Origin of the sequence: Streptomyces sp. AC1-42W (assembly GCF_003248355.1) — a bacterium.
GTDB lineage: Bacteria > Actinomycetota > Actinomycetes > Streptomycetales > Streptomycetaceae > Streptomyces.
This window is the reverse complement of sequence record NZ_QKWY01000001.1, coordinates 1,085,960-1,112,430: the sequence shown is the minus strand read 5'-3', so window position 1 is coordinate 1,112,430 and position 26,471 is coordinate 1,085,960. Positions and strand designations below refer to the sequence as shown.

The 26,471-nt window shown below is 71.2% G+C and carries 24 protein-coding genes; 7 read left to right on the top strand and 17 right to left on the bottom strand.

Annotated elements, in window-relative coordinates; translation table 11 throughout:
- Positions 1-345: 345 nt before the first annotated feature.
- The gene (locus tag DNK56_RS05090) at positions 346-1,842 is read left to right on the top strand and encodes a peptide MFS transporter (RefSeq protein ID WP_111330870.1); all 1,497 of its coding nucleotides are present in this window, start codon (positions 346-348) and stop codon (positions 1,840-1,842) included.
- Between the two features lie 90 nt (positions 1,843-1,932).
- On the opposite strand, the gene DNK56_RS05085 is transcribed toward DNK56_RS05090, so the two are convergent.
- Positions 1,933-2,442 (bottom strand): ATP-binding protein, encoded by a 510-nt coding sequence (locus DNK56_RS05085; protein WP_111330869.1) that lies wholly within the window; start codon positions 2,440-2,442, stop codon positions 1,933-1,935.
- Between the two features lie 246 nt (positions 2,443-2,688).
- Positions 2,689-3,057: an STAS domain-containing protein gene (locus DNK56_RS05080; protein ID WP_111330868.1), complete on the bottom strand. Its 369-nt coding sequence runs from the start codon at positions 3,055-3,057 to the stop codon at positions 2,689-2,691.
- Between the two features lie 288 nt (positions 3,058-3,345).
- Here DNK56_RS05080 and DNK56_RS05075 point away from each other — a divergent pair, with 288 nt between their 5' ends.
- Positions 3,346-4,251, top strand: coding sequence for an RNA polymerase sigma factor SigF (locus DNK56_RS05075; protein WP_111330867.1), 906 nt, complete (start codon positions 3,346-3,348; stop codon positions 4,249-4,251).
- 60 nt (positions 4,252-4,311) lie between these two features.
- On the opposite strand, the gene hutI is transcribed toward DNK56_RS05075, so the two are convergent.
- From hutI to hutU, 4 genes are all read right to left on the bottom strand, one after another.
- Complete coding sequence (gene hutI, locus DNK56_RS05070) at positions 4,312-5,499, bottom strand: imidazolonepropionase (protein WP_111330866.1); 1,188 nt, start codon at positions 5,497-5,499, stop codon at positions 4,312-4,314.
- Between the two features lie 83 nt (positions 5,500-5,582).
- Positions 5,583-6,968, bottom strand: a complete 1,386-nt coding sequence (locus DNK56_RS05065; protein ID WP_111330864.1) for a formimidoylglutamate deiminase — start codon at positions 6,966-6,968, stop codon at positions 5,583-5,585.
- Positions 6,959-8,170, bottom strand: a complete 1,212-nt coding sequence (locus tag DNK56_RS05060) for an allantoate amidohydrolase (protein ID WP_111335479.1) — start codon at positions 8,168-8,170, stop codon at positions 6,959-6,961. The genes DNK56_RS05065 and DNK56_RS05060 overlap by 10 nt, the downstream gene beginning before the upstream one ends.
- 26 nt (positions 8,171-8,196) lie before the next feature.
- Complete coding sequence (gene hutU / locus DNK56_RS05055) at positions 8,197-9,873, bottom strand: urocanate hydratase (RefSeq protein WP_111330862.1); 1,677 nt, start codon at positions 9,871-9,873, stop codon at positions 8,197-8,199.
- A gap of 269 nt (positions 9,874-10,142) precedes the next feature.
- On the opposite strand from hutU, the gene DNK56_RS05050 reads away from it, so the two are divergent.
- From DNK56_RS05050 to serS, 5 genes are all read left to right on the top strand, one after another.
- Positions 10,143-10,535, top strand: a complete 393-nt coding sequence (locus DNK56_RS05050) for a hypothetical protein (protein ID WP_111330859.1) — start codon at positions 10,143-10,145, stop codon at positions 10,533-10,535.
- Positions 10,536-10,576: 41 nt separating this feature from the next.
- Entirely contained in the window at positions 10,577-11,308 is a 732-nt protein-coding gene (locus DNK56_RS05045) for a transcriptional regulator (protein WP_241989939.1), read from the top strand.
- Positions 11,309-11,346: 38 nt separating this feature from the next.
- Positions 11,347-11,802, top strand: a complete 456-nt coding sequence (locus DNK56_RS05040; protein ID WP_111330853.1) for a roadblock/LC7 domain-containing protein — start codon at positions 11,347-11,349, stop codon at positions 11,800-11,802.
- Positions 11,803-11,897: 95 nt separating this feature from the next.
- Positions 11,898-12,272 (top strand): hypothetical protein, encoded by a 375-nt coding sequence (locus DNK56_RS05035; RefSeq protein WP_111330851.1) that lies wholly within the window; start codon positions 11,898-11,900, stop codon positions 12,270-12,272.
- Between the two features lie 246 nt (positions 12,273-12,518).
- Positions 12,519-13,802 (top strand): serine--tRNA ligase, encoded by a 1,284-nt coding sequence (gene serS, locus DNK56_RS05030; protein WP_111330849.1) that lies wholly within the window; start codon positions 12,519-12,521, stop codon positions 13,800-13,802.
- 57 nt (positions 13,803-13,859) lie between these two features.
- Here serS and DNK56_RS05025 read toward each other — a convergent pair whose 3' ends face one another.
- From DNK56_RS05025 to DNK56_RS04975, 11 genes are read right to left on the bottom strand one after another with little or no spacing between them, the layout of a single operon-like run.
- A complete protein-coding gene (locus DNK56_RS05025) occupies positions 13,860-14,672 on the bottom strand; it encodes an ABC transporter permease (RefSeq protein WP_241989764.1) in 813 nt (270 codons plus the stop codon).
- A complete protein-coding gene (locus DNK56_RS05020) occupies positions 14,665-15,462 on the bottom strand; it encodes an ABC transporter permease (RefSeq protein ID WP_111330846.1) in 798 nt (265 codons plus the stop codon). The genes DNK56_RS05025 and DNK56_RS05020 overlap by 8 nt, the downstream gene beginning before the upstream one ends.
- Positions 15,459-16,514 carry an ABC transporter ATP-binding protein gene (locus DNK56_RS05015; RefSeq protein WP_111330844.1) on the bottom strand — a complete coding sequence of 352 codons (1,056 nt, stop codon included), beginning with the start codon at positions 16,512-16,514 and terminating at the stop codon, positions 15,459-15,461. The genes DNK56_RS05020 and DNK56_RS05015 overlap by 4 nt, the downstream gene beginning before the upstream one ends.
- A complete protein-coding gene (locus DNK56_RS05010) occupies positions 16,511-18,019 on the bottom strand; it encodes a glycoside hydrolase family 3 protein (RefSeq protein WP_111330841.1) in 1,509 nt (502 codons plus the stop codon). The genes DNK56_RS05015 and DNK56_RS05010 overlap by 4 nt, the downstream gene beginning before the upstream one ends.
- 45 nt (positions 18,020-18,064) lie before the next feature.
- Positions 18,065-19,135 (bottom strand): hypothetical protein, encoded by a 1,071-nt coding sequence (locus DNK56_RS05005; RefSeq protein ID WP_111330838.1) that lies wholly within the window; start codon positions 19,133-19,135, stop codon positions 18,065-18,067.
- Positions 19,132-20,448 (bottom strand): hypothetical protein, encoded by a 1,317-nt coding sequence (locus DNK56_RS05000; RefSeq protein ID WP_111330836.1) that lies wholly within the window; start codon positions 20,446-20,448, stop codon positions 19,132-19,134. Before DNK56_RS05000 ends, DNK56_RS05005 begins: the two co-directional genes overlap by 4 nt.
- A gap of 59 nt (positions 20,449-20,507) precedes the next feature.
- Complete coding sequence (locus DNK56_RS04995) at positions 20,508-21,797, bottom strand: aminoacyl--tRNA ligase-related protein (protein WP_111330833.1); 1,290 nt, start codon at positions 21,795-21,797, stop codon at positions 20,508-20,510.
- A gap of 27 nt (positions 21,798-21,824) precedes the next feature.
- Positions 21,825-22,832, bottom strand: a complete 1,008-nt coding sequence (locus tag DNK56_RS04990; protein ID WP_111330831.1) for a radical SAM protein — start codon at positions 22,830-22,832, stop codon at positions 21,825-21,827.
- A gap of 20 nt (positions 22,833-22,852) precedes the next feature.
- A complete protein-coding gene (locus tag DNK56_RS04985; protein WP_111330828.1) occupies positions 22,853-23,935 on the bottom strand; it encodes a 1-aminocyclopropane-1-carboxylate deaminase/D-cysteine desulfhydrase in 1,083 nt (360 codons plus the stop codon).
- Positions 23,932-24,744 carry a class I SAM-dependent methyltransferase gene (locus tag DNK56_RS04980; RefSeq protein WP_111330826.1) on the bottom strand — a complete coding sequence of 271 codons (813 nt, stop codon included), beginning with the start codon at positions 24,742-24,744 and terminating at the stop codon, positions 23,932-23,934. Before DNK56_RS04980 ends, DNK56_RS04985 begins: the two co-directional genes overlap by 4 nt.
- Entirely contained in the window at positions 24,741-26,441 is a 1,701-nt protein-coding gene (locus DNK56_RS04975; protein ID WP_111330824.1) for a carbamoyltransferase family protein, read from the bottom strand. The genes DNK56_RS04980 and DNK56_RS04975 overlap by 4 nt, the downstream gene beginning before the upstream one ends.
- Positions 26,442-26,471: the final 30 nt, after the last annotated feature.

The following is a 26,471-nucleotide window of genomic DNA, read 5'->3' as shown; positions in this document are numbered from 1 at the left end:
ACCTTGGAATATGCGAGCGCGATCATGTCAGCACCTGTGATCCATCTCTCAAGTCCTTCCATATCGCCCTCTGTCATGCCGTATGGTGGCCCAACGCCTATTGCACTACTCAAGGACCTTTGGGCTGCTCTGAGCGCCAAAGGTCTCTTTTGTGTGCGGGGCCGGTACCCGCCGGCCCGGAAGTACCAGTGAATGACCTGTGGGCCGGGCCCGGATCGCCGATGACGGCGCCTCCGGGCGTGGATCCCGTCGCGGAGGGCGTGCCCGCGGCGGTGCCGGCCTCCCCCCACCGGGCGCGGACCCGCCTCCATGCGGCGCCGCGTCCCGAGCACACAAGGATCGATCATGGCGTCCAGCCTGACGAAGGACCCGTCGAGCACCGCCGGTGGCGACAAGGCCTTCTTCGGCCACCCCCGGGGCCTGGCCACGCTCTTCATGACGGAGATGTGGGAGCGATACAGCTTCTACGGCATGAAGGCGCTGCTCCCGCTGTACCTGATCGCGCCCGGCGGCATGCACATGAACGCCGCCACCGCGACGACCATCTACTCCGCCTACATGGCGATGGTCTACCTGCTCGCCATGCCCGGCGGCTGGATGGCCGACCGGTTCTGGGGTCCGCGCCGGACGGTCGCCATCGGCGGCGCCGTCGTCATCCTCGGCCACATCACGCTCGCGGTGCCCAACTCGGCGACCTTCTTCGCGGGGCTGGCGCTGGTCGCGCTCGGTTCCGGGCTGCTGAAGGCCAACATCTCCACGATGGTCGGCCACCTCTACAACGGCCCCGAGGACCCGCGCCGCGACGGCGGCTTCACGCTCTTCTACATCGGGATCAACGTCGGCGCCTTCCTCGCCCCGCTGACCATCGGCACCGTCGGCGAGAAGGTCAACTGGCACTTCGGCTTCGCGCTGGCCGCGCTCGGCATGGCCCTGGGTCTCGCCCAGTTCATGCTCGGCACCCGCCACCTGAGCCCGCGCAGCGACATCGTCACCACCCCGGCGACGGCGCGGGAGAAGCAGTCCGCGCTGCGCAAGGGCATGATCTGGCTGATCGTCGCGGTCGTCTTCTACGGCCTGCTCGGCATCACCGGCAACTTCGTCGACTGGGGCGTCCTGCCGATCACCCTGGCCGGGCTGATCATCCCGGTCGCCGTCCTGGCCCGCATGAAGCGCGACAAGGAGCTGACCGACACCGAGCAGTCCAAGCTGTCGGGCTACATCTGGTTCTTCGTGGTCGCGGCCGTCTTCTGGATGATCTACGACCAGAACGGCTCGACGCTGTCGATCTTCGGTAAGAACTCGACGACGAACAGCCTGTTCGGGTTCGACTTCCCGACCTCCTGGTACCAGTCGCTGAACCCGATCTTCGTGATGGCGATGGCCCCCGTGCTCGCCTCGGCGTGGCTGTGGCTGAACAAGCGCGGCAAGGAGCCGAGCACCGCGGTCAAGTTCGCCTCCAGCCTCGTGCTGATCGGCGTCTCCTTCGCGGTCTTCCTGATCCCGCTGATCGACACCGCCGCCAACGGGGGCAAGGTCAGCCCGATGTGGCTGGTCTCGGTCTACTTCATCCAGACCGTCGCGGAGCTGTGCCTGTCGCCGGTCGGCCTGTCGGTGACCACGAAGATGGCGCCGGCGAAGTACAGCTCGCAGATGATGGGCGTCTGGTTCCTCGCCGTCACCGCCGGCGACTCGGTGACCGGTCTGCTCACCTCCAAGCAGCTCGGCGTGAACCTGGACACCACCGGGGCGGTCGCCTTCGAGGTGGTACTCGCCGTCGTCGCCGGTGTGGGCATCTGGATGTACCGCAAGAAGGTCGCCCAGCACATGGGCGACGTGCGCTGACCGGACGGTCCCCGTACGCGAAAGAGGGGCCGCCGCACCGGAATGGTGCGGCGGCCCCTCTTTCGCGTTACGGCCGGTGCGGTGGCGGGGTCACGCCGGGGCGGCCAGCTCCGCCCAGACGATCTTGCCGGGCTCACCCGGCACCCGTACGACGCCCCAGTCCAGGCAGAGCCGCTGGACGATGAACATGCCGTGTCCGCCGGGCCGCCCGGCCCGGTGCGGCGTACGCGGCGCGGGCTGGCCCGCGCCGCCGTCCGCGACCTCCACGCGCAGCACCTTGGGGCTGCGGGCGATCCGGATCTCGTCGGGGCCGCCCGCGTGCAGGCAGGCGTTGGTGACCAGCTCGGAGACGACGAGCAGGACGTCCTCCGCGGCGGCGCGGCGGTCGGCGCTGGACGCGGGGAGCCAGCCCCAGTCGTGCAGCGCCTGGCGGGCGAAATCACGGGCCGTCGGCACGATGCCGGTGGCCTCCCGCAACGACAGCGTGCGCCACTGCCGGTCGGCGGCCCCGTCCGGCCGAACGGGCTCGGCGGAGGAAACGCCCGCGCCCTCCGGCTCGCGGCCGAGGTCGCCCGGCGGATGCTGCCGGGTGGTGCTCATCAGCGCTTCACCTCACCGATTCACCATGTCGCCATTGGACAGATACGAACGATTGAAACGATTGAACAGATACGAGTACGCATACCGATACGGACACTGATACAGGAACCGCACGGGCACGGAAGGCCGGACCGAACGGGCTCGCCGGAAGATCTCCTGCCCGGCCGAACGGCGACGACACCCCCCGGCCCTTCGCCGATCGCGTAACTCGCGCGACCGGACCCGTGCGGCCGGGGAGGAGTCCGGTCAGGTCTCCAGGGCCTCGGCGAGCGAGGCATGGACGGTGAACACCGCCTCGGCGCCCGTGATCTCGAAGACCCGAGCCACCACCGGCTGCATCGCGGCCAAATGAACCCCTCCCCCGGCTGCCTCCGCCTTGAGGCGCGCACCGAGCAGCACGTTCAGCCCGGTGGAATCACAGAAGTCGAGTCGCGAGCAGTCGACCACCAGGCGCGCGCGCCCCTGCTCGACCGCGCTCTCCAGCGGCTCGCGCAGCAGATCCGCCGTGTGGTGGTCGAGCTCACCGACCGGCGTCACCACCTCGCTGGGCCCCTCGGTCCGGGCCTCGACCTGAAGCCGACCCCGGTTCGCACTGCCGACCGTCCCGCGGTCCATGCCCGTCCCTCTTCATCGCTCGTCACTGTCCGCATCACCACATCCACGGATGCGTGCCAGTTGTCACTGATGTTCTTGGAACAGTACGCGTTCCCTGCGCCACGCGGTAGCGGAAGACCTCAACAAACCGGACATATAGCGTCAATTGGCGGTTGTACCGGGCGGTGGCGAGCGGGTAAGGGTAGAGGGACCCCCAAAACGACACGACCGGCTTCGGAGGCGCCGCTTCACCGCAGGAACACGTATGGGCATCGGCAGCCATATGCCGAGAACGATGGAGGAGACCACATGTCGCCCCGGCTCGACGTACCGCGTACCCACGACGCGCCGTCAGCATGTCCCCAGGGACACACCGCATCAGACACCGAAGCGCCCGACGGGCTCGACGGCCTTGAGGGGCTGCCCGAGATCCCGCCCTACACCGAGGTGGGGGCGCTGGACGCCAGGGCCCTGTCGAAGACGCTCTTCGCCCGGCTCGAAGCCCTCGACGAGGGCACGCCGGAGTACTCGTACGTACGCAACACCCTCGTCGAGCTGAACCTGGCCCTGGTCAAGTTCGCCGCGTCCCGGTTCCGCTCCCGCAGCGAGCCGATGGAGGACATCGTCCAGGTCGGCACGATCGGCCTCATCAAGGCGATCGACCGCTTCGAGCTCAGCCGCGGGGTCGAGTTCCCGACCTTCGCGATGCCGACCATCATCGGCGAGATCAAGCGCTTCTTCCGCGACACCAGCTGGTCCGTGCGCGTCCCGCGCCGCCTGCAGGAGCTGCGGCTCGACCTGGCCAAGGCGGGCGACGAGCTCGCCCAGCAGCTCGACAGGGCGCCCACCGTGGGCGAGCTCGCCGACCGCCTTGGCCTCGGCCACGACGAGGTCGTGGAGGGCATGGCCGCGAGCAACGCGTACACCGCCAGCTCGCTGGACGCCACGCCCGACGAGGACGAGCACGAGGGCGCGCTGGCCGACCGGATCGGTTACGAGGACCACGGCCTCGAAGGCATCGAGTACGTCGAGTCCCTCAAGCCGCTCATCGCCGCGCTGCCGGGCCGGGACCGCAAGATCCTCTCGCTCCGGTTCGTCGCCAACATGACGCAGTCGGAGATCGGCGAGGAGCTGGGCATCTCGCAGATGCACGTGTCCAGACTGCTCTCGCGCACGCTGGTCAAGCTGCGCAAGGGTCTGACGCTGGACGAGTGAGGCTCCTCCACCGACGGGAAGGGCCCGCCCCCTCGGGGCGGGCCCTTCCCGTCCGTCGCGTCAGCCGCCGTACGGGGCCACCACGCGCTCCCCGGCCCGCCACACGCCGCGCACCAGCGGCACGCCCGGCCGGTACGCGAGGTGGACGTGGCTCGGCGCGTCCAGCAGGACCAGGTCGGCGCGGGCGCCCGGAGCGAGCCGGCCGACGTCGTCGCGGCGCAGGGCCGCCGCGCCGCCCGCCGTGGCGGACCAGACGGCCTCGTCCGGGGTCATACCCATGTCCCGCACCGCCAGGGCGACGCAGAACGGCATCGACGAGGTGAACGAGGAGCCCGGGTTGCAGTCCGTGGAGAGCGCGACGGTGGCGCCCGCGTCGAGCAGCCTGCGGGCGTCCGGCCAGGTGGCGCGGGTGGAGAACTCGGCGCCCGGCAGCAGGGTGGCGACGGTGTCCGACTGGGCGAGGGCGTCCACGTCCGCGTCGGTCAGGTGGGTGCAGTGGTCGGCCGAGGCGGCGCCGAGCTCCACCGCGAGCCGGACGCCTGGGCCGTGGCCGAGCTGGTTGGCGTGGACGCGGGCGCGCAGGCCGCGCGCGAGGCCCGCGGTGAGGATGGCGCGCGCCTGGTCGCCGTCGAACGCGCCGCGCTCGCAGAAGACGTCGATCCAGCGGGCGTGCGGGGCGCAGGCGTCGAGCATCGGGCCGGTGACCAGGTCCACGTAGCCGGCCGGGTCGTCGGCGTAGTCCGGGGAGACGATGTGGGCGCCGAGGAAGGTGACCTCGTCGGTGTGGCGGGCGGCGATGCGCAGGGCGCGGGCCTCGTCCTCGACGGTCAGGCCGTAGCCGGACTTGGTCTCCAGGACGGTGGTGCCCTGGCGCAGCGCCTCGGCGAGGTAGCGGGCGACGTTGGCGGAGAGCTGTTCGTCGGTGGCGGCGCGGGTGGCGGCGACGGTGGTGCGGATGCCGCCCGCGCTGTAGGCGCGGCCGGACATGCGGGCGTTGAACTCCTGGGTGCGGTCGCCCGCGAAGACCAGGTGGGAGTGGGAGTCGACGAAGCCGGGGATCACGGCCCGGCCGCCCGCGTCGACGGCGTTGTCGGTGGCGGGTGCTTTGCCGGACGCACCGGTCCAGACGACGCGGTCGCCCTCGATGACGACGGCCGCGTCCTGGATCAGCCCGAGGGGGGAGCCGTCACCGAGGGAGGGGTCGTTGGTGACCAGGGCGGAGATGTGGGTGAGGGCGGTCGTCGTCATCGGGGGGCTGCTCTCCTTGCGTGGGGGAGGCCGGGGGCTGTCGTCCGCCGGGCCGGCTGCTCGGGGGATGTGCCGGACGGCTTCTACGGGCGCAGCGCGCCGATGGCCTGGGCCAGTGCTCGGGGGACGTCGTCGACCAGTGTGTGCCGGCCGTCGCGTACGAGGTGGCGGCCCGCCACCACGGTGTGGCGGACATCGGCCGCGGAGGCTGCGAATACGGCGGTCTCCGCTGCCAGCCGGGGCACGGGTCCGGCTGTCCTGACGGAGTCGAGGGCGACGGTCACCAGATCGGCCGGGGCGCCCGCTTCGAGGACGCCCGCGCCGGGCCGGCCGAGCGCGGCGTGGCCGTCGGCGGAGGCGGCGCGGAGCAGGGCGGCGGCGGTCCAGTGGCCGCGCCGGCGGGTGCGCAGCCGTTCGTTCAACTCCATGGCGCGGGCCTCCTCGAAGAGGTCGATCACCGCGTGGCTGTCGCTGCCGAGGGAGAGCGGGGAGCCGGCGTGCTGGAGGGCGGCGGCGGGTCCGATGCCGTCGGCGAGGTCGCGTTCGGTGGTGGGGCACATGCAGGTGCCGGTGGAGGTGGCGCCGATGAGGGCGATGTCCTCGTCGGTGAGGTGGGTGTTGTGGACGCCGGTGGTGCGCGGTCCGAGGACGCCGTGGTCGGCGAGGAGCCGGGTGGGGGTGCGTCCGTGGGTGGCGAGGCAGGCGTCGTTCTCGGCGGTCTGCTCGGAGAGGTGGACGTGCAGGGGGGCTCGCCGTTCCTCGGCCCAGCGGGCGACGGTGGCGAGCTGGGCGGCCGGGACCGCTCGGACGGAGTGGACGGCGGCGCCGATGAGGGCGTGGTCGTCGCCCCTGAGTCCGGCGGCGCGTTCGGCCCAGGCGTCGGCGGTGCCGTCGCTGAAGCGTGCCTGGTGGTGGTCGGGGGCGCGGTGGTCGTCGGGGCCGGTGCCGAATCCGGCGGAGAGGTAGGCGGTGTCGAGGAGGGTGATCCGGATGCCGGCGGCGCGGGCGGCCTCGATCAGGGCCTCGCCCATGGCGTTGGGGTTGTCGTAGGGGGTGCCGCCGGGGCCGTGGTGCAGGTAGTGGAATTCGCCGACGGCGGTGATGCCGGCGAGCGCCATCTCTGCGTACACGGCGCGGGCGAGCGCGTAGTAGCTGTCGGGGTCGAGCCGGGAGGAGACCTGGTACATGGTCTCGCGCCAGGTCCAGAAGGTGCCCGAGCCGACCTGGACGGTGGAGCGCAGGGCGCGGTGGAAGGCGTGCGAGTGGGTGTTGGCCAGGCCCGGCAGGGTGAGGCCGCGCAGCGCGGTGGCGCCGGGCGGCGCGGTGTCGACGCCGGTGCGGACGCGGGCGATCCGCCCGTCGGCCACGTCCAGGGCGACGCCCGGCTCGACATGGGTGCCGAGCCAGGCGTGGGAGAGCCAGTACGTCTCGGTGACGGGCGCGCCCGTCGCCTCCGTCGTCAGCGGCACGCGAGACCTTCCAGTACGTCGGCGAGTGCGGTGACCCCGGCGGCGCAGTCGTCCTCGGCGGCGTGTTCGGCCGGTGAGTGCGAGACCCCGGTCGGGTTCCGTACGAACAGCATGGCGGTCGGCACGGAGGCGGACAAAATACCCGCGTCGTGTCCGGCGCCGGTGCCGAGCACGGGGACCGGGCGGCCGGTGCCGCGGGCGGACTTCTCCAGCAGGGTGCCCAGCTCGTCGCGCAGGGCGTGCCGGAACTCGACGACGGGCGTGAACGACTCGCGGACGACGTCGAGGTCGATGCCGGCCCGGTCGGCGTGTTCCCGGGCGGCCCGTTCGACGGCGGCGACGACGGTGTCCAGGGTGTCCTGGTCGGCGGCGCGGGAGTCGAGCCAGCCGCGTACGAGGGAGGGGATGGCGTTGACCCCGTTGGGCTCGACGGCGACCTTGCCGAAGGTGGCGAGGGCGCCGGCGAGTTCGGCCTCGCGGCGGGCGGCGAGGACGGTCTCGGCGTAGGTGAGCATCGGGTCGCGGCGGTCGGTGAGCCGGGTGGTGCCCGCGTGGTTGGCCTCGCCCCGGAAGTCGAACCGCCAGCGTCCGTGCGGCCAGATGGCGGAGGCGATGCCGACCGGGTCGCCGGAGAGGTCCAGGGCGCGGCCCTGCTCGACGTGGAGTTCGACGAAGGCGCCGATCCGGGCGAGCCGTTCGGGGTCGGGGCCGATGGCGTCGGGGTCGTGTCCGGCGGCGGACATGGCCTGCGGGAGGGTGACGCCGTCCGCGTCGCGCAGCCGGTGCGCGGCCTCGGCGGTCAGCTGTCCGGCGGCGAGCCGGGAGCCGACGCAGGCGAGGCCGAAGCGGGCGCCCTCCTCGTCGCCGAAGTTGGTGATGGCCAGCGGCCTGGTGAACGTGGCGCCCCGGCGGCGCAGTTCGTCGAGCGCGGCGAACGAGGAGACGACGCCGAGCGGCCCGTCGAAGGCGCCGCCGTCCGGTACGGAGTCCAGGTGGGAGCCGGTGACGACGGCGTCCCCGGCGAGGGGGTCGCCGAGCCAGGCCCACTGGTTGCCGTTGCGGTCGGTCTCGACGGTCAGCCCGCGTGCCTCGCCCTGTTCGCGGAACCAGGCCCGGCAGTCGGTGTCGGCCCCGGTCCAGGCGTAGCGCCGGTATCCTCCGCTGCCGGCGTGCAGGCCGATGGGGGCCAGTTCGGCCCACATGGTCCGGAAGCCGGAGGGTGCGGGTGTCACGCGTCCTCCCGCATCGGGACGCGCACGCCCTTGTCCTCGGCGACGGAGTCGGCGATGTCGTAGCCCGCGTCCACGTGCCGGATGACGCCCATGCCCGGGTCGTTGGTGAGGACCCGGCGGATCTTCTCGCCGGCCAGCTCCGTGCCGTCCGCGACGGTCACCTGTCCGGCGTGGACGGAGCGGCCCATGCCGACGCCGCCGCCGTGGTGCAGGGAGACCCAGGACGCCCCGGACGCCACGTTGACCATGGCGTTCAGCAGCGGCCAGTCGGCGATCGCGTCGGAGCCGTCGAGCATGGCCTCGGTCTCGCGGTACGGGGAGGCGACGGAGCCGCAGTCCAGGTGGTCGCGTCCGATCGCCAGCGGGGCCGCCAGCTCGCCGCTCGCCACCATGTCGTTGAAGCGCTCGCCGGCCCGGTCGCGTTCGCCGTAGCCGAGCCAGCAGATGCGGGCGGGCAGGCCCTGGAAGTGGACGCGCTCGCCGGCCATCCTGATCCAGCGGTGCAGGGACTCGTTCTCCGGGAAGAGTTCGAGCAGCGCCTTGTCCGTCTTGTGGATGTCGGACGCCTCGCCGGACAGCGCCGCCCAGCGGAACGGGCCCTTGCCCTCGCAGAACAGCGGCCGGATGTAGGCCGGTACGAAGCCGGGGAAGTCGAAGGCGCGCTCGTATCCGGCGAGTTGGGCCTCGCCCCGGATGGAGTTGCCGTAGTCGAAGACCTCCGCGCCGGCGTCCATGAAGCCGACCATGGCCTCGACGTGCCGGGCCATCGACTCGCGGGCCCGCAGGGTGAAGTCGGCGGGCTTCTCGGCCGCGTAGGAGGCCATGTCGTCGAAGTCGACGCCGGCCGGGAGGTAGGAGAGCGGGTCGTGCGCGCTGGTCTGGTCGGTGACGATGTCGATGGGGGCGCCCTCGGCGAGCAGCCGGGGCAGCAGTTCGGCAGCGTTGCCGAGGAGGCCGATGGAGAGCGGGCGGCGGGCGTCGCGGGCCTCGACGGCGAGCTGGAGGGCGTGCTCCGGGGAGTCGGCCTTCACGTCCAGGTAGCGGTGCTCGATGCGGCGTTCGATGGCGCGCGGGTCGCAGTCGATACAGATGGCGACGCCGTCGTTCATGGTCACGGCGAGCGGCTGGGCGCCGCCCATGCCGCCGAGTCCGGCGGTCAGGGTGATGGTGCCGGCCAGGGTGCCGCCGACCCCTTTACCCATTGAACTCAGCTTCGCGGCGACGGCGGCGAAGGTCTCGTAGGTGCCCTGGAGGATGCCCTGGGTGCCGATGTAGATCCAGGAACCGGCGGTCATCTGGCCGTACATGGTGAGTCCGAGCGCCTCCAGGCGGCGGAACTCCTCCCAGTTCGCCCAGTCGCCGACCAGGTTGGAGTTGGCGATCAGCACCCGGGGCGCCCACTCGTGGGTCTGCATGACGCCGACCGGGCGGCCGGACTGGACGAGCATCGTCTCGTCCTGCTTGAGCGTGCGCAGCGTACGGACCATCGCGTCGAAGGAGCGCCAGTCGCGGGCCGCCTTGCCGGTGCCGCCGTAGACGACGAGCTTGTCGGGGTGCTCGGCGACCTCGGGGTCGAGGTTGTTCTGGAGCATCCGCAGGGCGGCTTCCTGCTGCCAGCCCAGGGCGCTCAGTTCCGTACCGCGCGGCGCCCGTACGGGGCGGGGTCCTGACATGGCGGATGCCTCCTCGCGACTGCGACGGTCGTGCCGTCGTGCCGTCCGTACCGACTGTGAACTTTCTATTCACATCTTGGGCGGCTGAATACCTCCAGTCAACAGGCCCGGCCGCAGACCCCTTGGAGCCGTTCCGTCCGTTTCGCGGCGGCGCATTCTCCGGCAACCGCCCGCATGTACCGATGGAAAATGCCAGAACCCCCACCCGGAGCGAGCACGATGCGTAACCTCTGGGTCACAGCCGAACACCGTGCCGGAGGGGAATACGCGTGCCCGGAATCGACGAGTGCCTGCTCGACGTCATGCGACTGCCCGGTGCCAGGGGCGCCGCGGTCGTCGACTGGACCAGCGGTCTCGCCCTCGGCACCATCGGCGAATCGCCCAACGGCGACCACGAGGCGACCGCCGCCGAGACGGCCGAGGTGGCCCGGATGGCGGCCGAACAGCCCGCGTTCGCCGAGGGGTTACCCGAGGCCGGGAGCGCTCCCCCGGTCGAGGACGTCCTCGTCACCACGCGCACCGGCTACCACGTCCTGCGCTTCGTGGCGACGGAGTTCGACAGCAGCGTCTTCCTCCACCTCTGGCTCGACCGCGCGGAGGGCAATCTGGCGCTGGCCCGGATACGCCTGGGCGAGATCGCCGAACGGCTGGTCCTCGCGTGACCGCCGCCCTCGCGGACGACACCGCCACCGTCCTCTCCCCCATGCTCCAGCGCCTCGCCGCCGAACGCGCCACCGGCGCCCTGATGCGGGACCGGGGCACGCTGTACCTCGCGGACGGCGAGGTCGTCCACGCCGAGAGCCCGGCGACCCCCGGCATCGACGTCCTGCTCACCCGCAGCGGCGCGCTGCGCCACGAGGGCTGGTGGGACGCGGTCGCCGAGGCGGGGGCCGGGCAGCGGGTCGGGCGGTATCTCGTGGACAGCGGCCGGGTGCCGGGCGGCGCGCTGGAGCTGTGCCATCTGGGTGCCCTGTACGACGCCGCCTTCTTCGCCCTCGCCCCGACCAGGACCCCGGCGCGCTTCCGCTACGGCGTGGCGCACTGGATCGGCCCGGTGCGCCCGGTCCCGGTGGACGCCGTGCAGCGCGAGACGCTGCGGCGCCGGGAGCTGCTGGACCGGATCTGGCCGGACCCGGCCGTGGACACGGCGCCGCTGCGCCGGACGGGCCGCCCGGCCGACGCGCCCGTGCCGGTGGGCCGGCGCCGCGTCCTGGAGTGCGTGGACGAAGTGCGTACGGCCACCGGCATCGCACAGGAGCTGGGCAGGTCCGCGTTCCACATCCTGGTGGACCTGCGGCGCCTCACGGCCGCCGGACTGGTCGAACCGGTCCCGGAACGGGCGCCGGAGGCGAACCGGATCGCGCTTCCCGAGGTCACGGCCGACCCCGACGTCGCCCTGCTGCGCCGGCTCCGAGACGCATTGGAGGCCCTGTGATACGCGCGCTCAGAACGCGTGCCGGAAGGAGACAGCTGATGGTGTCCGAGGCCGAAACGCAGGACGTCCTGGCCGAGCTCCAGCGGTTACGGGCCCGGGTTCCGCTTCTCTCCGGCGCGCTGGCGGCCAGCACGGACGGCCTGGTCCTGGCCCATGACACGCCGGGGGTGGAGGCCGAGGGCGTCGCCGCGCTGACCGCCGCCGCGCTCGGCGTCGCCGTCCGGATGACCGCGGCCACCGGCCGCGACGGCTTCCGGGAACTGCTCGTACGCGGCGAGTCCGGCTACATCGCGACGTACGCGGCCGGCTCACAGGCCGTCCTCACCCTGCTGGCCGAGGACCGGATCAACGTCGGCCGGCTCCATCTGGAGGGCCGCCGGGCCGGCTCCCGGATCGGCGAACTCGTCGACCGGGCCCTCGCACGGGCCCCGCGGCCCACCCCCGCGCCCCACCCCCCGCAGCAGCCGGGCGCCCTCCCGCACCGCCCGGTCTGAGCCGCGCCCGCGCACCGGCCGGGCGCCCTCGACACCACCCCACCACGCAACGGAACCGGCCCCAGTCGGCCGGTCAGAGAAAGGGAGCACCACTCATGGCGAACACCGAAGCGTCACTGAAGGAAGCGATGTCGTCCATCGAGGGCACCACCGGTGTCGCCCTCGTCGACTTCACGAGCGGCATGGCCCTGGGCACCCTCGGCGGCGGCAAGGACTTCAACCTGGAGGTCGCGGCCGCCGGCAACACCGATGTCGTACGCGCCAAGCTCCGCACGATGGAGCACCTCGGGATCAAGGACGAGATCGAGGACATCCTGATCACGCTGGGCAGCCAGTACCACCTGATCCGGCTGCTCAAGTCCCGCGGCAACACGGGCCTGTTCCTCTACCTCGTGCTGGACTCCGGGCGCGCCAACCTGGCCATGGCCCGCCACCAGCTGAAGAAGATCGAGGCGGACCTGGAGGTCTGAGGCGACCGGGTACGGGCCGCTCACCGGGCCCGTACCCGCTCACTCCACGAACAGGGGACGGGTCGGCGAGGAGTCCGGTCGGCTCCGCCGGCTCGACGCCGGACAGGAAGGGCGCAGTCTCACCCGATAGCGCGAGATTCCGCCCCGCCGATTCGACCGAGCCGGATTTTCCTTCGGCAAGGATCCCAATCGGCAAGGCCCTATGCTCTTTCCACGCCGATTCACCCAACGAGAGGCCTCCGCACCATGCTCGACATCGAACTCATCAGGTCGGACCCCGAGGCGGTACGGGCGGCGCTCCTCACCCGTATCGACTCCGTGGACCTCTCCCCGATCCTGAAGGCGGACGAGTCGCGCAGGGCCAAGGCCTCCGAGGTCGAACAGGCCCGGAGCGAGCTCAAGAAGCGCTCGCGTGAGGTCGGCGAGCTCAGGAGGAGCGGCGAGGACGCCACGGAACAGCAGGAGGCCGCCGCCCAACTGGGCGACAGGATCGCCGTGTTGCAGGCGGACCTGCGGGAGACCGAGAACCGGCTGCGGCTTCTGCTGATGGAACTGCCGAACCTGCCCGACCCCGAGGTCAAGGCGGGCGGCAAGGAGGCGAACGAGGTCGTGAGGGTCTGGGGCGAGGCCCCCGATCTGGGCAGCTCGCCCCGGGATCACGTCGAGCTCTGCACCGACCTGGGCCTGGTCGACTTTCAGCGCGGCGTAAAACTCGGAGGAAGCGGTCACTGGCTCTACCGGGGCCACGGAGCCGCGCTCGAATGGGCGTTGCTCGACTTCTTCGCCCGTGAGCACTACCGGGCCGGATACGAGTTCATGCTTCCTCCGCACCTGCTGACGGAGGAGAGCGGATTCGCTGCCGGACAGTTCCCGAAATTCCACGACGACGTCTTCCATCTGGCCGGTGACGAAGGGGAGCGAACCTCCTTCCTCCTTCCGACGGCGGAGACGGCGATCCTGAACACGTACCGGGACGAGATCATCCCGGTTGCCGAACTGCCCAAGAAGCTCTTCGCGTACACGCCGTGCTACCGGAAGGAATCCGGCGGGTACCGGACGGAGGAGCGCGGAACGATTCGCGGCCACCAGTTCAACAAGGTGGAGATGTTCCAGTTCGTCGCGCCCGAGGACGCGGAGGCGGCCTTCACCGAACTGCTGGGCCGTTCGCAGTCGCTGGTGGAGCAGTTGGGCCTGCACTACCGCACGTCCAAGCTCGCCTCGCGCGATGTCAGCGCGACCATGGCCAAGACGTACGACGTCGAGGTGTGGCTCCCCAGCCTGGGAACGTACAAGGAAGTCTCGTCGGTCTCCTGGGCCGGTGACTACCAGGCTCGCCGGGCGGCGATCCGCTACCGCGCCGAGGGCGACAAGAAGACCCGGTTCGTCCACACCCTCAACGCCTCGGGCCTCGCGACCAGCCGCCTCCTGCCCGCCATCCTGGAGCAGAACCAGCAGCCGGACGGATCCGTCCGCGTCCCGGAGCCGCTGCGTCCGTGGGTCGGCACGGATGTGCTGAGCCCCGTGAGGTAGACCTCGTCCGTGCGGTGGGGCGTCGGCCTGCCCGCGCCCCACCGCACGGCACGCCCGTCAGTTCCCCGCGCTCTGGTAGTGCCGCAACTGGGACCGCCAGACCGCACCCGCCGCGAGGAACAGCACCACCCCGACGGGGAGCGTGAGATGCGCGACCCAGAGGGGGACGAAGAGCTCGTCCTGCCTGCCCAGCGCCAGGGCTGCCGGGAAGTAGGCGACGAACGATACCGGCAGCACGGTCAGCGTCACCCGCATGAGCTTCGGGAAGATGATCACCGGGTAGCTGCCGGCGACGCTGAACACCAAGTCGGCGAGCATGCGCAGCGACATCGTGTTCAGGGTGCGGATGGCGAACGCGGCCGCGGCCACCTGGATGGACCCTTCGATGAGCGCCCCGCCGATGACGGCCGCACCGAGAAGGAGAAGCGTCCACGGGTCGAAGTCGGCGTCGACGAGCGTGAGGGAGTAGCCCAGGATCAGGACCGCCACGCAGGCGTCGCCGAGGGCGTTCATCTGGAACTTGCTGGTGACGAACTGGACGAACGGACTCAAGGGACGCAGGAGGTACCGGTCGAACTCCGCCTCCCTCGCCATCTGGTCCAGCATCCACAGATGGCTCAGCGGGACGATCCACAAGGCATGGGCGAGCATGCGCAGTCCGTAGAGGAACGCGATGTCGCCGAGGGGCCATCCGGCGATCAGGTCCACGTTGTGCATGACGACGAGGACGAACGCGAAGCCGCTGCCCTGGTAGACGATCCCGAGCACGATCATCGAGAGGAAGTTGGCGCGGTACTGCACCTGCGCCCGTACCGCCGCGCGTTCGAGCGTCCACGCGATCCGCGCCGACCGGACGAACTCCTCAACCACCCTGCACCACCACCTTTCGTACCGCGCGGGACCAGGTGAACCGGAGCGCCAGCGCCAGCACCGCCACCCAGGCCGCCTGGAGTGCGCACTGCCGGAGCACACCCGCCCCCGTGACCTCGCCGATGTAGATGGCCACCGGTACGTAAGTCGTCGCCTGAAAGGGGAGCAGCTGCGTCACCGTCGCCAGCCAGCCGGGAAGGAGCGCGAGCGGGGCGAAGGCTCCGGAGAAGAACTGGCTGATGACGCGGAAGAGCAGGTTCGCGCTGTCGACCTGCATCATCCAGAAGACGCTCATGCCCACCAGGAGGGAGAGCAGCGTGTGAATGAGGAGCCCCAGGGCCAGGCTCACGACGTAGGCGAGCCCGGCCGCCATGCCGGCGGGCGGGGCGAGCGATCCGACGAGGAACGCCACCGGAAGCGCCGGGACCATGAACAGCAGCACACCGGCGACGTATCCGACCTGATGGGCCGCCATCTGAGGGAGGAAGCCAACCGGCCGCAGGAGGTCGAAGAGATGGTGGCCCTGGCTGACCCGGCGCTGCATGAACTGGAGGATGGGCCCGGTGAACAGCCAGGCGTGGATGCCCGCCAGCGTCACATACAGCAGGAGCCTGTCGAGGGGCATGTCGGGCCCGGCGCCCGCACCGTAGGCGGCGGCCCATACGGCGTTGGTGAGCATGATCTGCACCAGGGCACCGACGGCCAGGATCAGGGAGTTGGAGCGGTAGACCATCGCCTCCTTGACCCGTCTGGTGACGATGGCTCCGAACGTCGCGGTGAGCACGGTCATTCGGCTGCCCCGCTCGCCGGGTAGAGCTGCTTGACCACCGTCTCCAGGCTGATGCCGGCGATGGAGAGGTCGACCACACGGCAGTGCTCCTCCAGCGCGGTGAGCACGGCCGGGACGGAGCCCTCGGGCGGCATCCGTACTACGGCCTCGTTCGGGGTGCACCGGACGACGGTTCCCCCGGCCAGGCGCCGGCCGGCGGCGAAGGGGGCGCGGGGTCCGGATTCGTACCGGACCGTGAGAGTGCGTTCCGGGAGGTAGCTGTCCTTGAGCGCGTCCACCGTCCCGTCGAACACGACGGTTCCGTGGTCGATGAGCACCACCCGGTGGCAGAGCCGTTCCACATCAGCGAGGTCGTGGGTGGTCAGCACGATCGTGGTGCCCCGGCGGGAGCTGATGTCGGCGATGAAGTCGCAGACCCGGTCCTTCGTGTAGACGTCCAGACCGATGGTGGGTTCGTCGAGGTAGAGGACGGTCGGGTCGTGCAGCACCGCGGCCGCCAGGTCGCCGCGCATCCGCTGGCCGAGGCTGAGCTGGCGCACCGGGGTGTCGAGGAAGTCGCGCAGCCCCAGGACCCGGTCGACGCGGGCCAGGTTGTCGCGGTACCGGCCGGGTTCGATCCGGTAGAGCGCCGCGAGAAGCCGCATCGACTCGACGAGGGGCAGGTCCCACCAGAGCTGACTGCGCTGTCCGAAGACGGCGCCCACTCGCAGGGCGTTCTGTTTGCGGTTGCGGCTGGGGGCGACCCCGTTCACCCGGACGGTGCCGGAGGTGGGTTCGAGGACTCCGGTGAGCATCTTGATGGTGGTGCTCTTCCCCGCCCCGTTGGGTCCGAGATAGCCGATCACCTGGCCCCGGGGGACGGAGAAGGTGACCCCGTCCACGGCGCGGACGAGCTCGTACCGCCCCGCCAGCAGCTGGCGCAGGGCGCCGAACCGGCGCTGGTCCACCACCGGCCTGCGGAACTCCTTCACCAGGTCCCGCACCTCGATGACCGGCGGCTCGTCCGCGGTGCCGGCCGGCGTCTGCCGGGCCGTCGTCCCGGGCAGCGTCATCGCGCGTCCTCCCGTACTCCGTCGGCGAGCAGCCGGGCCACGGCCTCTGCGGTCACGCGGGCGGCGCCGAAGGTGTGGATACGGCCGCTGAGCCCCTGGATGTCCTCGCCGCCGGACCAGCCCATCTCGACCAGCGTGACGTCCGTCCGAGCGGCCAGGTCCTGGATCAGGCGCTGCACGGCCGGGAAGCGGTGGGTGTCCCGGGAGACGAAGACGACGTCGCGTCCGTCCGCCCGCTCCCTGGGGAAGTCCCCGGCATCGGCGTCGCTCACGTGCAGGACCTCGCACGCGGGGAGTACCTCGGCCAGGTACGGGGCCAGGGCCCACGGCACCCGCCCCGCCGCGAGATTGGCCTCGGAGTCGAGCTGGACGACCAGCGGCGCGTCGAGGGGTCCGGTCCGGCCGAAAGTGCGCAGCGCCCGCCGCGCGGCCTCGCGGCCGGCTCCCCGCCGCACCCGGGGTGCGGTCCCCCGGGGTGTCCTCAGCCAGTCCTGGAGCGCGTCCCCGTGGCGGTTCGCCTCCTCCAGGCGCTCCCGGGTCAGCGTCCCGGCGGCGACCGCGGCGACCACGGCGCCGGTGCAGTCGTCGATCAGGGAGCGCAGGGCGCCGGGGCCGGGCCGGCCGGCGCCGAGGCAGACGAGGTCGCATCCGGCCGCCAGGGCGCGCACCACGGCCTCGCCAGGTCCGGCCGTGCCGACGGCGCGCATGTCCACGGCGTCGGTGACGACAACACCGCCGAAGCCCATCTCCCGGCGCAGCAGTGCGGTGACGGCCGCGTCGGAGAAGGTGGCGGGCTGCGCGCCGGTGAGCGCGGGCATGCGAATGTGACCGGTCATGGCCATCCGGGTCCCGGCCGCGACGGCGGCGCGGAACGGGCCGAAGTCGCGCTGCCGCAGGACGTCCAGGGGTTCGTCCACCGTGGGCAGGGTGTGGTGCGAGTCCTGGGTGGTGGCGCCATGACCGGGGAAGTGCTTCACGCAGGCGGCCACGCCCATGTCCTGGAGACCGGTCACCGCGGCGGCCACGTGCCGGGCGACGCGCTCCGGATCGCTTCCGAACGACCGGGTCCCGATGATGGAGTTGGCGTGGTGCGTGTTCACGTCGGCGACCGGGGCGAAGTCCACGTCGACGCCGATATCACGCAGTTCGGCGCCGATCCCCCGGTAGACCTCCCGTGTCAGCTCGGTGTCGTCCACCCTGCCCAGGGCGGCGTTCCCGGGCGTGGTCGCCCCGGTCGTGTAGTGGAGTCTGGTGATGTCACCGCCCTCCTCGTCGAGCCCGATCAACGCGTGGGGACGGGCGCCGCGGAGATCCGCGATCAGCTCGCCGAGCTGGTCCCGGTCCCTGATGTTGTTGCCGAAGAGCGCGTAGCCGCGCAGCCCCTCGTCCAGGGCGTCCTCGGCCTCCGGGGGGACGGAGAGTCCGGCGAATCCCGGCAGCAGCGTCCGCAGGGCGAGCTCCGCGACCGTCCGGTTCTCCCGGTGCGTCGTACCTGTTCCGTTCATGGTCTTCTCACTTCGCTGGTCGACGGGTCTCACGACAGGGGGAGGTCACCGCAGCCCCTCGGTATGGCCGTCGACCGCCAGGGCGTGCAGGGGGTCGACACGGTCCTGGACGACTCCGACGGGCACGAAGACGTTGCGCAGTGAGCCGATGGCAACGGTGCGCAGGGCGGCGAGGGCCACGGGCGACAGGTCCGGGGCGCCGGTGCCGCCGTTCGCCCGCACGACGCGGCCCAGGAGGAAGGAGGTCAGCCACACGTTGTAGAGGAACTCCTCGTGCGTGTCCTCGCACAGTGCGGTGAACACCGAGCTCGACCGCAGTGTCCTGCCGAACAGGGCCCTGACCTCGTCCGCGTCCAGCCCCAGCCGTTCGCCGTGGTCCGTCCAGTGTGACCTGATCCACCGGTCCCGCCCGCCGACGGGCACCCGCGCCAGGAAGTCCGTGTGCCCCTCGCCGGTGAACGGGCACAGCGCGAAGTCCCGTACCATCGCGTCGTGGTCGAGGGCAGGAGCGGTGTCACCGTCGAGGAAGCAGGCCGAACGCAGCGGGATGTAGTAGGTGTTGCCGGCGACGCTGTGGTCGTCCCCGTGCTCGACCAGTGAGGGCGCGGAGATGAGCGCCGGGATCTCCCGCTCCCGGATGAACCGCGCCAGCGGGAAGTCGTCGTGGCGCATCATGCCGATGTAGCGGCTCGCGTACGTGACGTAGTCGTCCAGGTGGGCGACCGGGATCGCGGTGGCGAGCATCGGGAAGTAGAAGTCGTGGACGGGCTCCACCCAGGAGGCTCCGGAGACCGCGCCGAGCCGCACTGCGGCGCCGTTCTCCGCGTTCCAGTTCGCGTACCCGGCGAGGACGGTGCCGGGGTGGCGGGCCGCGGCCCGCTCGAACTCCTCGATGAGCCCCGGAACGGGGCGGATATCGTCCTGGAGCACGAGGTGGTGGCTGGCCGAGGGGTCGGCCGACCGCCAGGCCCGTACCGCGTTGTGGAGCGGACCGTGCTTCTCCTCGTCGACCAGCACGGGCACGTCGCCCAGCGCCCGCGACAGGGCACGCGCGGCATCGCGACGGTCCGGGTGGCTCATGATCGTCACTGAGAGGGTGGCCTTCGGCTCGCTCATCGCAGCGGCTCGCCTTCGTGGGTGACGGACCGGCTGACGGCGGAGAACAGGTCCAGCAGGCCGGGCGGCGCCCCCATCTCCACCAGGTCCTCGTAGCCGTAGCAGAAGGCGGGGCCCGGCAGTCGCCTGCGCAGGTCCCGGACGCGGTCGTGGTGGTCGGGGACGGGACCGCCGGAGAGGAAGGACGCGAAGAGCGAGGCCAGTTCCTTCATGTCGTCGCCCGTGGCGCCCAGCCGTGTCATCTCCGCCAGGGACAGCCGGAACGCCGGACCCTCCAGTCCGGGCAGTCCGCCGAGCCGGTTCACCAGGATGCCGCTGTCGTGCATCCGCTGGGCGACGCTGCCCGCGTCCACGCCGTCGACCGTCTGCGCCCACACCTGGTGGCACCGGGTGAACCCCTGGTCCGGTGCGGCGACCGGAATCCCCTGTGCGCTGAGGTGTTCGGCGAACTGGCGGGCGTTCTCCAGGATGCTCGCCCCGTACACCTCCCCGCCGCAGTCCCGCAGTTCCAGCAGGGTGATCGCGAGGGAGATCACCGCGCCGAGGTGATGGTGGCTGACGTAGTGGTACGCGATCGCGTCGATGCGGTCGCGCAGCCGCTCGTCGTTCGTGGCGAGGAAGCCCTTGTGCGGGCCGGGCAGCGTCTTGTGGGTGGAGCCGCCGAAGGTGTGCGCGCCGGCCGTCAGCGGGTTCGTCATCGCCCCGGTGAGGATGAGGCCGTTGGTGTGGCTGGAGTCGACGTGCAGGACGGTCTCGGGCGAGGTGGCGTCGATCAGCGCGCGCACCGGACGGGGGTCGATCGGGAAGAGCTGGGTGGACTGGTCGAGGTAGATGAGGTCGGGGTGGTGGCGGGCGAGGTCGCGCTCCAGCGCTTCGAGGTCGAGACCGTGGGTGTCGCGCATGGGGAGCGGCACGGTCCTGATGCCGAGACGGGCGGCCACGTGTGTGGTGCTCATGTGCCCGCCGCCGGACTCCGGGACGGTGAACATGGTGCCGCCGTTCGGGCAGAGACCCGCCATGGCGATCGTCATGCAGTTGAGCCCCGAGATGGGGCGCACGTCGACGTACCGGGCACCGGTCATCTCCTGGAGCAGGGGGCGCAGGATCTCCGGCTCGATCAGCCCGGCCTCCAGCCCGCCGAAGAACATCCACTCCCCGAACAGCTCCTGGTGGTTGAAGAAGTAGCGGGAGTAGGAGTCGGTCACGAGGGGCACGCGCGCCAGCGGGGACAGCACGTTCTCGCTCGGGGTGAAGTTGAGCGACCGTCGGGCACGCGCCTCGTGGCCGCCCAGGCGGTGGAGCAGAGCCGACATCGATCCGTTGGGCACGGTAACTGGCCTTTCTGCTGAGAGAGTCGGTTCACGGGGGAGGATCAGCCGCGGCCGGGGCGCGGCCGCAGGACATCGGTGTCCATGGCGGTCCGCAGCGCCTCCGGAAGGACGACCCGGCCGTCGTCGCGCAGGCCGTTCTCGATCAGAACGCCCCAGAGCCGGGAGGCCGCGAGTGCCGAGGCGTTGAGCGTGTGGGGGAAGGTCCTGCCTCGCGGTGTGCCGACCCTGATGCCGCTGCGGCGTGCCTGGAAGTCCGTGAAGAGGCTGACGGTGGAGACGGGGAGCCAGCTCCGGGTGCCGGCCGAGTAGACGTCCAGTCGTCGCGCGAGCGCGGCGGCGAAGGGAAGCCGGCCGGTGCAGACGTCCAGGACGCGGTAGGGAAGCCCCAGCGCGACGAGCGCGCGCTCCGCGTCGGTGAGGAGCATCCGGAAGTGCTCGTGGGAGTCGGCCGGGGAGACGATCCGGGCCAGCTCCACCTGGTGGTACTCGTGGAGCCGCTGCATCCCCCGGGAGCTTCCGCCCGAGGCTCCCGCGGCCCGCCGGAAGCACGTGCTGTGCATCATGTAGAGCAGCGGCAGCTCCTGCGGGGTCAGCAGCTCGTCGCGGTGCAGGGCGGTCACGGGGACCTCGGCGGTGGGCACCGCGTAGAGGTCCTCGTCCTCGACGCGGTACACCCCGTCCGCGAACTCCGGCAGGTGCCCCGAGCCGACCATCGCCTCGCCCCGGACCAGTTGCGGAAGGACGAGCTCCTCGTAGGTACCCCGGTGGAGATCGAGCCCGAACGCGACGAGGGCCCGCAGCAGCCGCGCGCCGTCGCCCCGCAGTACGGAGAAGCCGTGGCCGCTCAGCTTCACCGACCGGGCCGCGTCCGACCAGCCGTCCGCCTCGGCGGTGACCCAGTGCGCCGGCGGGGCGTGGCCGCGGTCGGGCGGACCCGATTCGCCGACGAGGGCGCTGTCGGTGTCGCGGGTGCCCCGGGGAGCTTTCTCCTCCGGCAGATTGGGCAGCGCCAGGACCCGGGCCCGAGCCTCCCGCCGGGCGGACCTGTGCTGGTCCTCGAGCTCGGTGACCCGGGCCCGCGCGGCGCGCAGGTCGGAGCGCGAGGGCGGGGGTGCCCCGTCCTCGGAGGGCTCCGTGCCGCGCGCGGCCCGCGCATGGTCGCGGGTCTGCCGGTTGGCGCTTTCCCGCGCCGTGTCGAGCAGCTTCGCCGTCTCACGGGCGAGCCGGAGCGCTTCGGCGGTGGCACGCACCTCCGCCGGGTCGACGCCCCGTGTCGCGAGGAGTCCGGCCACCCGGTCCGGTTCCTCGAGCAGCAGTCTGGTATCGAGCATGACGCCCCGTTCTCCGCGTCGGCGCGGTCAGTTGACCGACTGATCGACGCAGCGCAGGCACGCCTCGTTCGTGGTGACGTCCAGGGTGCGGCGGAACTCCGTCGCCCCGGGCGAATTGACCGCCTCCAGCAGCGAGGTGTGGTCATTGCGGTTTCCGTAGGCCGGCATGGGGAAACAGGGACGCACGGTGCCGTCGTACTCGAGGATCGCGGAGGTCCACGGGGCATTGCAGCGGATGGAGCGGCGGCCGATTCCGTTGAGGCTCCGGTAGTAGGTGACGAGGATGTCCCGGAGCCGGTCCGGCGCGTCGCCGATGAAGCCCGAGGCGAAGTCCTCCGCACGGGTCACGATCAGCCGCTCCACCTCCTCCTCCAGGACGGGAAGCTCCTCCGAGCCGATCATGAGGCTCTCGATGTACTTCTGGTCGATCGTCTCGAAGCGGCGGAACGCCTCCTCGTTGTGCATGTCCGTGCCGGAGAACGTGATTCCGTGGACGCCCAGCTCCTTGGCCGTCTCCACCGTCGCGGCCAGATGCCGGAAGTTCTGCTTGTGCACGGCGCACCGGGCGTGGACGGGGTAGTCCGGGTAGCGCTCGTGGAGGGCTGCTATCCCGCGGCGCAGCCGCTCGTACGCCTTGGAGACGTTCCGCATCCGCTCGTGCACGGGTTCGGGTCCGTCCAGCGAGACCCGCAGGACATCGCAGTACTTCCCGACGTTCTCCGCGTGCCGGTGCAGCAGCAGCCCGTTGCTGAGCAGTTCGACGCGGATCCGCTCCTCCTTGATCGCGGCGACGACCGGCCACACATCCGGGTGCATCAGCGACTCACCGCACATGACGACGGTGGTGATGCCGGCCTCCCGCCATTCGGGGGCCCAGGAGCGGATCTCCTCCACCGTCAGGGTGGTGCCGGGCTTCTCGCGCCAGATGTCGCACATGCGGCACCGGGCGTTGCATCCGCTGTTCATCCACAGCATCAGCTTCGACAGACTGGCCACATTCGCCGCGGGGAATTCCGTCAGCGTTCGCGTGGACATACGAGGTCTCCTTCGTGGGGTTACGAGTGCGGCGAAGGGCGCGGGGCCAGGAACTCCGCGAAACTCCTGGCGTACCAGTCCTGGAGGACCGGGCTGTCGCCGTGGATGCCCAGTCCGCCGCCGGTGTGGACGAGTACAGTCCGTACGTCGCGCGAGAGCGCGCCCGTCCTCAGGGCGTCGCGCATCCCGCCGTAGGCCTTGACCATGTAGTTGGGGTCGAGCAGCAGCCGGTGTCGGCGCAGGGCGCCGCGCATGGTCTCCAGTTCGGCGTCGGTCGGCCGGTCGTATCCCGCGCCGAGCGAGGCACCGTGCACGGTGACGTCCGCGCCGCGCACGGTGGCGTCGCCGAGCAGTCCGGCCGCCTCCTCGCGCAGCCGCGCCACCTCGTGCCGCACGGTGTCGGCGGATCCGCCGATGCACATGCCGTGCACGGTCCAGCGCAGGCCGAGCAGCCGGGCGGCGATGCTCAGGCCCAGACATGTGGTGCCGGAGCCGGCCGCGGTGACCACCTGGACGTCGTCCGCGCCCTCGGGTGCCGCGGCGAGCTGCCCGGCGAGTTCGACGCCCAGATCGATGCTGCCGAGGATGCCGGGCCAGGCGTTGAGGCCCGGCGGGATCACCTGGGGCCGGCGTCCCCGCTCCCGCTCCTGGTGGGCGGCGGCGGCGAGCAGCTCCTCGATCCGTGCCCACGGGGTCCGCTCGTGCCAGGAGACGCGTGGCCCCAGCAGCAGCGTGACCAGGTAACTGCCTTGGGGGCGAGCCGGTTTGACCTGCTCGTCGCCGCAGTAGACCACATGGCATTCGATGCCCAGGCGACGGGCTTCCGCGGCCACGGCCACGCACTGCCCGGAGGGCAGGCTGCCCCCGGTGACGAGGACGTCGACGCCGCGGCGGACGGCGTCCGCGGCCACGTAGGCGAGTTTCCGCGCCTTGTGGCCGGAGCCGAGATCGTCGAACAGGTCCTCGCGCTTCAGCCATACGGGAGCGCCCAGGTCCTCTGCCAGGTCGCGTCGCTCGTCGAGCGGTGTGGGCAGCCGTCCGCCCGGTACGGGTACGGGGATCGCGGCTCCGGGCAGCAGCCCGGCAAGCCGGCCGGCGTTCATCGGCCGGTCCGCTCAGCCACGAGGGAGAACATGAAGGGGTAGGGGGAGGACCCGGTGGCCGTGTGCCACATCCCGTCACGCTCTTCGGTCAGCTCGTCGAACAACTGATAGGAGCTGTACGGGTGTTCACGCAGAGTGGTGAGGGTGAGTCCGGCTCCGAGCAGGGCCGTGGCGATATCGGCCAGCGTGTGCTGCCAGCGGAACTCCCGGTACTCGATGTCCGCGCTCTGATCGGCGTACGTGCCCCGGTTCCACACCCCCTTCGCGGCCGGCGCGCCGAAATAGCTCTCGGCCCCCGTCATCTTCCCGGGGTGGACGTACTCCAGGATCGGGTGGAAGTCGACCACCACCAGACGGCCGCCCTCCTTCAGCGAACGCGCGATGCCCTGGGCCCAGGCCGCCAGATCGGAGATCCAGCACAGCACCCCGTACGTCGTGACGGCCAGGTCGTAGGGTTCGTCGGGCTGCGGCAGGTCCTGGACGTCCGCGGTCTCGAAACGTGCGCCGATGCCGGTCTCGGCCGCCGCCGCACGGGCGACGGCGATGGCGGCCGGCGAGAAGTCGACGCCGGTGACCTCCGCACCACGACGGGCCCAGGAGAGGGTGTCGAGCCCGAAATGGCACTGGAGGTGCAGCAGCCGCAGCCCCCGGACGTCGCCGGCGAGCGTGAGCTCGACCGGTTTGAGCGAGCAACGGCCGGCCTTGACCGCTTCTGTGCTGTAGAAGTCCGAGCCGACATGGACCGATGTGAGCAGGTCCCAGGTCCGGCGGTTGACGTCGAGAGGCTTGTCGGGCGCGGTCCCGGTCATCGGCTCCTCCGCTCGATGAACCGGTTCTCCATGACCATCGCTTCGATGCCGGAGGAGAAGAAGCAGCCGAGGGCTTCCTGTGGGCTCTCGATGATGGGCCTGCCCCGCACATTGAACGAGGTGTTGATGAGCACGGGGTGTCCGGTGATGCGCCCGAACTCGGTGAGGACGGCGTGCAGGAAGGGGTCGTGGTCCCGGGGGACGCTCTGGACGCGTGCGGTGTCGTCCGCGTGGACTGCGGACGGGATCAGGTCCCGGGCCTCCGGCCTGACCTTGGTCGTGAACAGCATGTACGGGTCGCGGTGCCCGTCGAAGTACCGGTCGAAGGCCTCGTCGGCGACGAGCGGGGCGACCGGGCGGAACTGCTCGCGCCCCTTCACCACGTTCAGCCGCTTGCGCATCGTGGGGTCGAGCGGGCTGGCCAGGAGGCTCCGCATCCCCAGGGCGCGGGGGCCGAACTCCATCCTGCCGCGGAACACGGCGCAGATGTCGCCGTCGGCGAGCCGGCGTGCCAGCCGCTCGACCATGTCCTTCTCCACCAGGACCTCGGACTCCGCTCCGGACTGGTCGATCGCCTCGGCGATGCTCCGCTCGTCGTGGCTGGTGCCGAGGGCGAACGACGCGTAGCGCAGCTGGGCGTCGCCGCCGCGCCGGATCGCACTGAGGGCCGCCGCGCCGAGCGCGGTTCCCGCGTCGCTGGCGGCGGGCTGGACGAAGATCTCGTCGAAGAGCCCGAGCCCGGCCAGCCGGCCGTTGGCCACGCAGTTGAGGAAGGTCCCCCCGGCGAGACAGAGCCGCCTGAGCCCGGTGGCCCGCGCGTGGTGGGACACCAGGTGGACCAGGGTCTCCTCAAGGCGCGCTTGGGCCGACCGGGCGATGTCCATGTGAATCTGTTCGATCTTCTGGTGCGGCAGCCGACGTTCGCCCAGGGCGGCGGTCAGGGACCGCAGCGCGCGCAGGTCGACGGTGTAGCGCCCCTGCGGGCCGAGCCGGACGATGGAGTCGAAGACGTCCTTGTAGCGCGGCTCGCCGTAGGCGGCGAGACCCATGACCTTGAACTCGTCCCCGAAGGGCTCGAACCCAAGGTGTTCGGTGACGAAGGAGTAGAAGTGCCCGAGGGAGTTCGGCAGCACCTCCTCGGTGATCTTCCGCAGTTCCTTGCCCCGGCCCTCGTACACCGTGGTGCACGCCTTCTCCCCCGCGCCGTCGGCGACGACGACCAGGGCGTTGTCCCAGCCCGAGCAGTAGTACGCGGAGGCCGCGTGGCTCAGATGGTGACGCCACTCACGGACCGGAACCCCGCGCAGGTCCTCCGGGCGGAGGCGGTCGCGCAACCGGTGCGGTATCTCGTACCCGCTGCGCAGCGCGTGGGGGAGGTTGGCGAGGGTCGCGAAGGCGCTGAGTTCGTCCCGTAGCGAGGACAGCCGGCTGCCGGTCAGGCAGCCGGCCAGGCTCTTCAGGTGGTCCCAGCGATGGTAGGAGTACGCGATCTCGTCCAGGTCGGCCGCGGTGCGCCCGATGTAGGCCAGCCCCTTGTGCATGGCGTTCACCGGGAGGTAGCTGCTGAACGGGGTGTAGCGGCGGCCGTGCTTGATCCCGGTGAAGCGTTCGTCCTCGGCCGCGAAGAGGACTTCACCATCCTCGATCAGCGCCACCGAAGGGTGCTCGAAGTAGCTGTTGATTCCCATGATGAGCATGAGGAAACCTCTCCGTATCCATCGCCTGTA